14 protein-coding genes are annotated in these 10890 nt (G+C 52.5%); 4 read left to right on the top strand and 10 right to left on the bottom strand.

What is annotated here, in order from left to right; all coding sequences use genetic code 11:
* Positions 1-110: 110 nt before the first annotated feature.
* The 3 genes from Q9J79_RS03415 to Q9J79_RS03405 all read right to left on the bottom strand — a co-directional run bounded on the left by Q9J79_RS03415 (position 111) and on the right by Q9J79_RS03405 (position 3198).
* The gene (locus Q9J79_RS03415) at positions 111-404 is read right to left on the bottom strand and encodes a 6-aminohexanoate hydrolase (protein ID WP_301912251.1); all 294 of its coding nucleotides are present in this window, start codon (positions 402-404) and stop codon (positions 111-113) included.
* Between the two features lie 567 nt (positions 405-971).
* Positions 972-2450, bottom strand: a complete 1479-nt coding sequence (ubiD, locus tag Q9J79_RS03410; protein WP_301912252.1) for a 4-hydroxy-3-polyprenylbenzoate decarboxylase — start codon at positions 2448-2450, stop codon at positions 972-974.
* Between the two features lie 388 nt (positions 2451-2838).
* Positions 2839-3198 carry a winged helix-turn-helix transcriptional regulator gene (locus Q9J79_RS03405; RefSeq protein WP_301816925.1) on the bottom strand — a complete coding sequence of 120 codons (360 nt, stop codon included), beginning with the start codon at positions 3196-3198 and terminating at the stop codon, positions 2839-2841.
* A 166-nt stretch (positions 3199-3364) separates the two neighbouring features.
* On the opposite strand from Q9J79_RS03405, the gene Q9J79_RS03400 reads away from it, so the two are divergent.
* A complete protein-coding gene (locus Q9J79_RS03400) occupies positions 3365-4210 on the top strand; it encodes an SDR family oxidoreductase (RefSeq protein WP_301912253.1) in 846 nt (281 codons plus the stop codon).
* Between the two features lie 127 nt (positions 4211-4337).
* Here the strand turns inward: Q9J79_RS03400 and Q9J79_RS03395 are convergent, their stop codons facing one another.
* The 6 genes from Q9J79_RS03395 to Q9J79_RS03370 all read right to left on the bottom strand — a co-directional run bounded on the left by Q9J79_RS03395 (position 4338) and on the right by Q9J79_RS03370 (position 7488).
* Positions 4338-4841 (bottom strand): DUF2199 domain-containing protein, encoded by a 504-nt coding sequence (locus Q9J79_RS03395; RefSeq protein WP_301912254.1) that lies wholly within the window; start codon positions 4839-4841, stop codon positions 4338-4340.
* A gap of 6 nt (positions 4842-4847) precedes the next feature.
* The gene (locus tag Q9J79_RS03390; protein ID WP_301912255.1) at positions 4848-5393 is read right to left on the bottom strand and encodes a COG4648 family protein; all 546 of its coding nucleotides are present in this window, start codon (positions 5391-5393) and stop codon (positions 4848-4850) included.
* Between the two features lie 74 nt (positions 5394-5467).
* Positions 5468-5713: an acyl carrier protein gene (locus tag Q9J79_RS03385; RefSeq protein WP_003714692.1), complete on the bottom strand. Its 246-nt coding sequence runs from the start codon at positions 5711-5713 to the stop codon at positions 5468-5470.
* Positions 5714-5724: 11 nt separating this feature from the next.
* On the bottom strand, positions 5725-5985 hold the full coding sequence (locus Q9J79_RS03380; protein ID WP_003750043.1) for a phosphopantetheine-binding protein: 261 nt from the start codon (positions 5983-5985) through the stop codon (positions 5725-5727).
* A complete protein-coding gene (locus Q9J79_RS03375) occupies positions 5982-6740 on the bottom strand; it encodes a lysophospholipid acyltransferase family protein (protein ID WP_301912256.1) in 759 nt (252 codons plus the stop codon). The genes Q9J79_RS03380 and Q9J79_RS03375 overlap by 4 nt, the downstream gene beginning before the upstream one ends.
* Positions 6733-7488, bottom strand: coding sequence for a beta-ketoacyl synthase chain length factor (locus Q9J79_RS03370; RefSeq protein WP_301912257.1), 756 nt, complete (start codon positions 7486-7488; stop codon positions 6733-6735). Before Q9J79_RS03370 ends, Q9J79_RS03375 begins: the two co-directional genes overlap by 8 nt.
* A gap of 154 nt (positions 7489-7642) precedes the next feature.
* Between Q9J79_RS03370 and Q9J79_RS03365 the strand changes: the two genes are divergently transcribed.
* Genes Q9J79_RS03365 through Q9J79_RS03355 form a run of 3 tightly spaced genes read left to right on the top strand, consistent with a single transcriptional unit; the run spans position 7643 to position 10165 of the window.
* Positions 7643-8167, top strand: a complete 525-nt coding sequence (locus Q9J79_RS03365) for a hotdog family protein (protein ID WP_301912258.1) — start codon at positions 7643-7645, stop codon at positions 8165-8167.
* A 37-nt stretch (positions 8168-8204) separates the two neighbouring features.
* Positions 8205-8933: a 3-oxoacyl-ACP reductase FabG gene (fabG, locus tag Q9J79_RS03360; protein WP_301912259.1), complete on the top strand. Its 729-nt coding sequence runs from the start codon at positions 8205-8207 to the stop codon at positions 8931-8933.
* Positions 8927-10165 carry a beta-ketoacyl-ACP synthase gene (locus Q9J79_RS03355; RefSeq protein ID WP_301912260.1) on the top strand — a complete coding sequence of 413 codons (1239 nt, stop codon included), beginning with the start codon at positions 8927-8929 and terminating at the stop codon, positions 10163-10165. The genes fabG and Q9J79_RS03355 overlap by 7 nt, the downstream gene beginning before the upstream one ends.
* A 62-nt stretch (positions 10166-10227) precedes the next feature.
* On the opposite strand, the gene Q9J79_RS03350 is transcribed toward Q9J79_RS03355, so the two are convergent.
* Positions 10228-10866: a 4'-phosphopantetheinyl transferase family protein gene (locus Q9J79_RS03350; RefSeq protein ID WP_301912261.1), complete on the bottom strand. Its 639-nt coding sequence runs from the start codon at positions 10864-10866 to the stop codon at positions 10228-10230.
* Positions 10867-10890 lie beyond the last annotated feature (24 nt).

Below are 10890 nucleotides of genomic sequence, written 5' to 3'. Positions count from 1 at the left end.
CCCCACATCTGTTTGGTTTGGTGTCGGCTGGCAATACCGCCATTTATATTTTCGTCAAACCGCAGCGATTTTTCGTTGGCGCATCAAAAACAAAGTATGTCAGTTATATTTCACGACAGGGCATAGGCTGCCCATACTGAAAAGGCAAGCAAGAACGCGAACCAAAACCAACCGCCTATCCATTCGCCCATATCGGCAGAAAACGTCCGCCAGTCCAAACATTCCGTGTTTCCATAATCTTCGACACGAAACAGACCCAAGCTCAAAACCGGCACAACGATACGTGCGGTCCGATGGAAAAAACGGCTTGGTTCCGCAAACAGGAATGCCGAACACATCAGCTCGAGTATCCAGTCCGCCACCGCCGCCAAAATCCTGACCGCCCATTTGAACAGTTCGTCCATGTGTCTTCCCCTCATGCCATCCTAAAAACCGGCCCAACCGACAAAAAACCAGCCACCGGCCGAATATCAACGCCGCCGCAAGCAGTGCGGCGAACACCGACCATGCCGAGACCGCCATCTTCCGCCGCAGCGACACGCGCCGCATATTCCGCCAGCCGCCTCGTTTCCAGGCGCGGTACAGGATTTTCAGCCGCCGCAATCCGTAACGGACAAAATCGCAGCTTGCCGCAAAAAGCCCAGCCGCTACGCCCAACAAATCCGCCGACATACGCCTTTTTCCCAACCGTTTCCAAACAGACAAACAGAACGCGCCTGTCCCGCCAGACAACCGCCTTTCAGACGGCATCGGCTGCCTCGAAATTGCCATCCCAACACAAAACCACACAGGCAACACACAAATGCCGTCTAAAAATCCAAACGGCGGCATAGCAATGCCGCCCTGCAACCGTAGGGCGGCATTGCGTATCAAACTAACTTTCAATATATTGATTTAAAATAAAAAATACTCAATTATCGTCATTTCCGCCAGCGCGGGAATGACGACACGAGGAATCCTATTTGAATCTACTATAAGCCGAGTTCCCCCCAAATCCCATCAATCTTAGCCGTAACGGCAGGGTCTTTTTTGATCACCCGTCCCCATTCGCGGTTGGTTTCGCCCGACCATTTGTTGGTCGCATCCAAACCCATTTTGCCGCCGAGTCCGCTGACAGGGCTGGCGAAATCCAGATAGTCGATAGGCGTATTTTCCATCAAAACAGTGTCGCGTACGGGATCCATGCGCGTGGTGACCGCCCAGATGACTTCTTTCCAGTCGCGCACGTTCACATCGTCATCCACCACGATGATGAATTTAGTGTACATAAATTGGCGCAGGAACGACCAGCAGCCCATCATCACGCGCTTGGCGTGTCCGGCGTACTGTTTTTTCATGCTGACCACCGCCATGCGGTAGGAGCAGCCTTCGGGCGGCAGGTAGAAATCGGTGATTTCGGGAAACTGCTTTTGTAAGAGCGGTACGAACACTTCGTTCAACGCCACGCCCAAAACAGCGGGTTCATCGGGCGGTTTGCCTGTGTAGGTGGAATGGTAAATCGGATTTTCGCGCATGGTAATGCGTTCAACCGTGAATACGGGGAAATGGTCCTGCTCGTTGTAATAGCCGGTGTGGTCGCCGTATGGGCCTTCCAACGCGGTTTCGTTCGGATGAATCACGCCTTCCAATACAATTTCGGCACGGGCAGGCACTTGCAAATCGTTGCCGATACATTTCACCAGTTCCGTCCGCGAACCACGCAGCAGTCCGGCAAACTGGTATTCGCTCAAGGTATCGGGAACAGGCGTTACCGCGCCCAAAATGGTGGCAGGGTCGCAACCGAGCACGACAGCGACGGGATACGGCGTATCGGGATTGAGTTTGCGGAATTCCTGATAATCCAGCGCGCCGCCGCGATGCGACAGCCAGCGCATAATCAGCTTGTTTTTGCCGATTAACTGCTGACGGTAAATGCCTAAGTTCTGGCGTTTTTTGTTTGGTCCGCGCGTAACGGTCAAACCCCATGTTACCAGAGGCGCAACGTCTTCCGGCCAGCAATGCTGAATCGGAAGTTTATACAAATCAACGTCTTCACCTTCCCACACAATTTCCTGACACGGCGCGTTTTTCACCACGTTCGGCGCCATGCTCCAAATATCTTTCAGCAACGGCAGTTTGGAAAACGCGTCTTTAATGCCTTTGGGCGGTTCGGGTTCTTTCAGATATGCCAAAGTTTTACCGATTTCACGCAACTTGGACACGCTGTCCGCGCCCATGCCCAGCGCCACGCGTTCGGGCGTGCCGAACAGGTTTGCCAACACGGGATAATCGTAGCGCGTACCATCAGGCTTAATCGGGTGTTCAAACAACAACGCCGGCCCTTCGGCGCGCAGCACGCGGTCGGCGATTTCGGTCATTTCCAAATGCGGGGAAACGGGATGCGCGACGCGTTTGAGTTTGCCCTGCTGCTCGAGCATGGCGATGAAGTCGCGCAGGTCTTTGTATTTCATGTTGATCCTTATTTGATTCCGCCTGAAAACCGGATTCTGGCTTTCAGACGGCCTGAATCTTCATTCTCTGTTTGCGGCAAAAACCAATATTCGCCATATGGGCGGCAAATACCGATGTTTAAAACAGAAACCCATCCTCGTTTTACTTGCCATCTCATCAAACACAAAGGCGGCAGGCACGCTGCCCAAGCGGACGATTTGACACGGCGGGTTAAATAGAGGGTAGATTTGCCATTTGATCCTTATAGGCTTTATTTCATTGATTAAGTAAATTGACCTGCCGGATTGGTGGATTGCTTATTTTTATATTTGCTTGAACCAATTTGGCTTTCATATTTATTATCCCTTTAAAAACGCACTATTCTACTTAAAAGCACGGCAGGTTTCCTTAATGTTTTTTTGTTGCAGCCAAAATTCCTGTCAAATTTGTTTCCAACCAATCCACCAACTCAAACATCTTATTTGATGCCTGTGCGCCAAATTCAGTTAATGTGTAATCCACTTGCGGCGGTACGGTATTATAAGATTTACGGATTAGCATCCCATCGGCTTCCAATTCCTGTAAGGTTTTCGTCAGCATACGTTCGCTTATCCCGTCTATAGCGCGGCGAAGTTCGCTAAACCGCTTGGTGCCGGAATGCAAACTCACCAACACCAATACGCCCCAACGGCTGGTCAAATGTTGCAAAATTTGGCGGGAAGGGCAAGCTGAAGCCAGTACGTTCCCACGATTTAGATTTTTTTCCATTTTTAATTCCTTAAAATTTAATAAGTTAAAAAATATTTTTAAAAAATTCCAAAACTTACGTTTATGTAAGTACTTCTAAAAAGTAAGTATTGAAATATAATACGCCACATCAAGCGGACAATCAAATGTTCAAACATCATTTCAACTTAACGAGAAGGAAAACATCATGACAACGAAAACCATCGCAATTACCGGTGCGACAGGTCAATTTGGCGTAATCGCATTAGACTTATTAAAAGCAAAACAAACAAACATCATCGCGCTTGTACGCGCTCCGGAAAAAATTTCAGGTGTAGAAGCCCGCAAATTTGATTATTCAAAAACAGAAGGACAAGTAGAAGCCTTGCAAGGCGCAGATACCTTAATTTTGGTATCAAGTAATGAAATCGGTCAGCGTTTTGTACAACACAACAACGTGATTGAATCAGCGAAAAAAGCAGGTGTGAAACATATTATCTACACCAGCTTACTCGGCGCGACCAATGACAATACCGTAAAATCCCTTGCCGGCGAACACGTTGAAACAGAAACCGCATTAAAAGCCTCAGGCATTACTTACACCATTTTACGCAATGGCTGGTACACCGAAAACTACACGGCTTCAATTCCGGCAGCATTAGCAAACAATGCTTTCTACGGTTCGGCAAAAAACGGCAAAATTTCGTCCGTACTCCGTGCAGAACTTGCGGAAGCAGCGGTAAACGTCGCATTAAGCGAAGGGCATGAAAACCAAACTTACGAGCTTGCCGGATCAATCGGCTGGACATTAGCTGACCTTGCCGCAGAAATCAGCAAACAAACAGGTAAAGATATCCCTTATGTAGATATTCCTGCGGCAGATTATGCCGCAGCCCTTGTGCAGGCGGGATTAGATGAAGGCTTTGCAGGCTTAATCGCACAATGGGATGTGGATGCGTCAAACGGTGCATTATTCTCAGAAGACAAAACCCTTGAGAAATTGCTTGTCCGTCCGACATCCGGTCTGGATGTGGCTGTAAAACAAGCCCTTTAATGCAGGGTTTGACCCGATGATAAAATAGTGTCCCTACCGCAATTTTTGTGCAAATACCTGTATCTGAGGCAATATAATCCCTCTGATACAGGTATTTTTATAAGTGAGAAACAGCTTTTTAGATTCATTATGCCGTTGATACCGCTCCTATCCTTGCCTGCGCTTCGGCATATTCTATGCCGTGATAAAAGTCGCGTACCAGCGGATGTCCGCTGCCTTGATGGAGTTGCAACAAAGGACGTTGACCATCGGGTTGGGTAACGACATTGCAATGCAAACCGAAGGTGTCGGATTCGTAAGGGGGCAGCCGATTGCAAATCATACCGAAATAAACAGCGTTTTCCGGATTGTCGTGAAAGCGGCTTTGATAGTCGTTAAAACTCTTTTCGCTGACGGACACCCACACCCCGTATTCCAGCGTTTCCTGATGCCCGATAATCGGAATAGGCAGCACCGCGCGGATAAAGCGGTCGGTTTGGTCGGGATAGCGGATGATGCAGAAATCAGAATCGCATTCCGCTTGATAAGCAATGCGTTCTTCTTCACTGAGTTGGTTATAGGGATAGGGGGCGGTAAAGCCTATTGCGGGCATTTCTTCGTGGTTTTCGCCGCAGGAAGTGCAAGTGTACATAAGGTTTCAGACTTTCAAAACGAGTTTGCGGTAAAGCCATTCGCCGGCAAACAGCATCCCCATCAATACATAGGCAATCACGCCGGTATAAACCGCCCACCAGTCATATCGCCCCAACCACACCAACAAAGCAGCAAGCGTCCCGTTGATTATAAAGAATACGCACCAAACCTGCGTTACCCGGCGGGTATAGCGCACGGCTTTTTCAGGCAGGTCGGGCTGTTGCAGCCGCGCAAGTTTTTCAATCACCGTCTGCCCGGCAAACAGGCTTCCCCCGAACACCGCCAACATCATCAGATTGACGAGGACGGGATACCAATACATTGAGTCGCGCCGCCCGAACACCAATACTGCGGCAAAAAACAGTGTAATAAACAAAGCCGCATAACGCTGTTGGGGCAGTTTGGCAGTCAGGGCGCGCAGCAGCCACAACCCGCACATCGCCGCCGCCAGCCAGACAAACCAGCCCGCCTCCCTGCCGTAATACCATAAAGCCGGATAGGCAATGCTTAATACGGTCAGAAAAATATGTCCGAAAAAACCGGGTTTCATTTTGAATCCGCACAAATGTTTTCAGACGGCATCCAATTAAAATATGCCGTCTGAAAAATAATCAGAGATGCCGCCTACCCCGCCTGAATCTTCAATACCGCCTGTACTACGTCGTTGACGGTGCGGACATTGCGGAAATCTTCAGCCTGCAGCTTACGGCCAGTTTCACGTTTGATGCGGTCAATCAGGTCGATGGCATCGATACTGTCGATTTCCAAATCTTCGTAAAGGTTGGTATCGGGCGTAATCCGTTCCGGTTCGATTTCAAACAACTCGGTCAGGGTATCGCTCAACAACCGGTAGATTTCTTGTTCGGTCATATGTTTCATCCTTATGCTTGGCGGCTTTTGACAAAGGCGGCGAGTGTTTTGACATTGGCAAAATGTTCGCGCAAGTTCTCCTGTTCGCCGTCCAATCGGAAACCGAAATGTTTTTGCACCGCCAAGCCCAATTCCAACGCATCGACGGAATCCAAGCCCAGCCCTTCGTCGCCGAACAGCGCGTCTTCGCTGCCGATGTCGGCGGCGGTTATATCCTCCAAAGCCAAACTGTCGATAATCAGTTGTTTGATTTGGTTTTCCAAGTCGTTCATATGGTTTTCCTTGTAAAATAGTCCTGCAGATATTCATTCAGCCGCCGCGCCGCAATCGGCAACGGTTTCTCGGCGAGCCAGTCTTGGGGGAGGATGTCGTCTCCGACGGTAATTTCATACCGTATCCTTTTCGGGGGGATGCGGTACCACGGCTGCCCCTTTTTAAAATTAGGCGGATTCATTTTGATACATACGGGTGTAAGCACTTCGGCATACCGCAGCCCCAAAGAAACCGCGCCCCGGTGCATTTTTACCCGTCCGTCCCAGCCCGTTCTCGTTCCTTCGGGGAACACCAGCAGGCTCTGCCCGCTGTCAAAAACTGCCTTTACCGTTTCCAGCATTGCTTCCGACTCTTCGTTCGGAATATAGCCCGCACCTTTAATCTGGCTGCTCATTGCCGGATTGTGCCGCAAATCTTTTTTCACGATGCAGTTCATTTCGGGCACATGGCCGACAAGCAGCACCACATCCAGCAAAGACGGATGGTTTGCCAAAATCAACTGTCCCGGGCGGTTGAGTTTTTCAACACCCTTGAACGATACCTCCAACACGCCCGACCATTTCAGATAAGCGACAAACAAACGCCAAGATGTTCCGATAATCCGGCGCGCCGCCAATTGGCGGGCGACAGACTCTGAAGTGCCGTTTAAAGTGTAAGGCAGCAAAACCAATTTCATCATAATGCCGCCGACACCGAAAATCACAAATCCTAACCAAGTCGCCAAAAAACGGCGGCAATAATCCAATTTATCCATTCCGCTGCCACAGCCATTCACGATTGCGATATACCCGGCGGCATTCCCGACTGCCGTTCAGCAGAAAGCGCACCCATTCCAAACCGCTCCAATATGCCTCGGGCAGCATACCGGCTTCAGACGGCATATCGTCCGAAGCAGATAAAGTCAGGCTGTAACGCGTCCCTTTGGTCAGAACCATCGCCAAAGCATAAGCAAACGGCGCGCGCGTTGCCGATACGGTATATCCTTCCGGCAGCGGATCGTCCGCCACCAAAACCAAAACCGACCCGCATCCCTCTTCCAACAGTGATGCCGCTTCCGCCAATGCCGTTTCCACACCGTCGGCACACACGGCCAATGCCGTCTGCTCGCCCATATCCTGACGCAATATCGACCATTGCCCAGCCGTTGCATTGTGCACCGACAAACCGAACGAAGTCGGCGACACGGTATGCGATTTCAACAGTTCCAACCACAAATCGAAACTACGCGCCATTTCCCCGTCGTGCGAGGCATAAACTACCGGACTGCCGGGATGGGCGGAGGCAATGTCCCAAGCCGCGTCGCACACCAGACGCGCCGCCTTACTCAAACGGCGGCGCTGCATAGCGGGCAGGAACGGCAATTCCGGCCTGACATCGGGCAAACCGTCGGCAAAATCCGGACATTCCGCCCATTTTGCCCACTGCGCCATATCGCGCATTTTGCTGCCCGAAACCCGCCAGTCGGCGATGTCGAAGTGGAACCGGCAAATAATCGGCGGCATAGTTTCTTTCAAAAATTTACACTGTGCCGCATTCTAACCAAAGCCCATCCCCCTGACAATGCCGAAATTCAAACGCATTTCTGCCCCCTTTCTCCGACAACGCCGCCCCTCGGCAAACCTCCGGAATTAGCCTGAATTTACATTTATCATTATAATGCCCGTATTTGCCAGCCTGCCGCCGCAATATATGGACACACTGCCAGAATGCCCGATTACCGACACCGCCTCCCTGCTGCCGCACAGCGGGCGTATGGTTCTGATAGACCGCATTACCCGATACGGCGATGATTTTGTCGAAGCAGGGGCGCAGATAAAACCCGACCACATCCTGCTGGACGGCGGCATGCTGCCCTACACGGCATTTATCGAACTGATGGCGCAGGCTGTCGGCGCATATGCCGGCATCCAAGCCCGAAAAAACGCACGGCCGGTCCGGCTCGGCTTCCTGCTCGGCACGCGCAAACTTGAAATCTTCGCCCAATCCGTCCCTGTCGGCACACATCTGCTGGCAACGGCGCATATGTCTATTCAAGATGCCGGGGGGATGGGTGTATTCGACTGCGAACTGCGTTGGACAGACGCGCCGGAAACTTCGTCCGGAACACTCCCTTCAGACGGCATTTTGGCGCGCGCCTCACTCAACGTGTACAGCCCCGAACACCCTGTCAAAACAACTTAATGCCGTCTGAACAGGCACACACATACGGAGAACAACGATGACCAAAACCGTCCTGATTACCGGCTCCAACAGGGGCATAGGCAAAGCCGCTGCACTCGGTTTGGCGGAAGACGGCTTTGATATCGCCGTCCACTGCCGCAGCCGCCGCGACGAAGCCGAAGCCGTAGCGGAAGAAATCCGCGCTTTGGGCAGAAATGCGCGCGTGTTGCAGTTTGACGTGTCCGACCGCGCAGCCTGCCGCGATATTTTGACTGCCGACATCGAAGCAAACGGCGCGTATTACGGCGTGGTGTTGAACGCCGGACTGACGCGCGACAACGCCTTCCCCGCGTTTTCAGACAACGATTGGGATGTGGTGCTGCGGACTAATTTGGACGGTTTTTACAATGTATTGCATCCGCTGGTTATGCCGATGATACGCCGCCGCAAAGCCGGACGGATTGTGTGCATGGCATCGGTATCCGGTCTGACGGGCAACCGCGGGCAGGTCAATTACAGCGCGTCAAAAGCGGGCATTATCGGCGCGGCAAAAGCCTTGGCGGTCGAACTGGCGAAACGCAAAATCACCGTCAACTGTGTCGCGCCGGGTTTGATCGATACGGAGATTGTCGATGAAAACGTACCTGTCGAAGAAATTTTGAAAGCCATCCCCGCCGCGCGTATGGGACTGCCCGAAGAAGTGGCGCACGCGGTGCGTTTCCTGATGGATGAAAAAGCGGCGTATATCACGCGCCAGGTGATTGCGGTGAACGGAGGTTTGTGTTGAATACTAGAAGGGTCGCAGTAACGGGCATAGGCGGCATTACCGCCTTCGGCCGGGATTGGCAAAGCATACAGGCAGCATTCAAAGCCGAAAAGAACGCCGTCAAATATATGGATTGGCACGAACGTTTCCCCGAATTGGAAGCGCAACTGGGTGCGCCGATTGAGGATTACGCGCCGCCGAAACATTGGACGCGCAAACAGCTCAGAAGTATGGGGCGCGTATCGTATTTGTGCGTCGATGCGGCGGAGCAGGCTTTGACGGATGCCGGTTTGCTCGGAGACGAAAGCATTACCGACGGGCGGATGGGCGTTGCCTGCGGCTCTTCCAGCGGCAGCACCAAAGACATCGGCGATGTGGGCGAATTGTTGCTGACCGGCACGTCGCGCAACTTCAGTGCCAACACCTATGTGCGTATGATGCCGCATACGACCGCCGCCAATATCGGCATCTTTTTCGGACTGAAAGGACGCATCATCCCGACATCGAGCGCGTGTTCGTCCGGCAGCCAAGGCATAGGTTATGCTTACGAAGCCATCAAATACGGCATGATAGACATGATGCTGGCGGGCGGAGGCGAAGAATTTTGCCCGTCCGAAGTGTATGTTTTCGACTCGCTTTATGCCGCCAGCCGCCGCAACGGCGAACCGGAAAAAACCCCGCGCCCATACGACGTGAACCGCGACGGGCTGGTCATCGGCGAAGGCGCAGGGATTTTTGTACTGGAAGAGTTGGAACACGCCAAACGGCGCGGTGCGAAAATTTACGCCGAACTCGTCGGCTACGGGGCCAACAGCGACGGCAGCCACGTTACCCAGCCGCAAAAAGAAACCATGCAGAAATGTATGGAACTCGCGCTGCAAGACGCGGGCATTACGCCCGACAAAATCGGCTATGTGAACGGGCACGGCACGGCAACCGAAAAAGGCGACATCGCCGAAACGCTGGCAACCGAAGCCGTGTTCGGATTTGTGCCGATGAGTTCGCAAAAAAGCTATTTGGGGCACACGCTCGGCGCGTGCGGCGCGCTGGAAGCGTGGTTCTCGATTGAAATGATGAACGGCGGCTGGTTCGCCCCGACCCTGAACTTGAACGACATCGATCCGCGCTGCGGCAAGGCGGACTATATTTTGAGCGGCGGACGTGAAATCGAAACGGATTATGTGATGAGCAACAATTTCGCTTTCGGCGGCGTGAATACCTCGCTGGTGTTCAAACGCTGGAAGGACGGATAAAGCCGCATAATCCGATTACATCATATTGATTTAAAACGGAATAAAACAACAAACTGCCGCTTTCAGACTTCGACTTCCTTGCCGCCTATCCGCTCGATATGGCAAACCGTCCGGACGGCATCCGTTCCGCAATACTGCCACGCCAATTCGGCAGCACCGCGCCACACGCAGGCGACAACCGCGTCGCCGCACCAGATTGCGCTGACGGCGTGCCAACCGGTTTCGCCATCCGCACGCAAGCCGCAAACTACCGAACCGTCGGTCAGATAACCGACTTTCGCCATATCTTGCGGAAAACCCAAACCGCAGGCTTTGAGTAGTGCTTCCTTGATGCACCACAGGCGATAAAAAGCCTCTGCCTGCCAACCGGAACGTGCCAAAAGAACCCGTTCTTCAGGGGAGCAAACCCATTCGGCAAGTGCCTGAAAATTGCGCGGACGGACCGTTTCAATATCGACACCGCAAACCGTGCCGCCGCCGCAGACCAAAACCGCCGCCCGCCCTTTGCTGTGCGAAAGCGAACATATCTTGCCGCCCTGCTGCTTCAGGAAGCGGCTGACCCGCCAATCCGTCCGCCCTGCCAATTCCGGCGCGCGCAGCAGGCGTGCCCTGTCCGCATCGTCCAGACAGGATTCCCGATAGGCGGCGGCGACCGACGCATCGGCAAGGCGGCACTGCAATACTGTTTTTTTATCCGGCACGACACCCTCCGTTCTGCCATTTGG

The sequence above is a fragment of the Neisseria viridiae genome, assembly GCF_962747995.1.
GTDB lineage: Bacteria > Pseudomonadota > Gammaproteobacteria > Burkholderiales > Neisseriaceae > Neisseria > Neisseria viridiae.
This window is presented reverse-complemented; position numbering and strand designations above follow the sequence as displayed.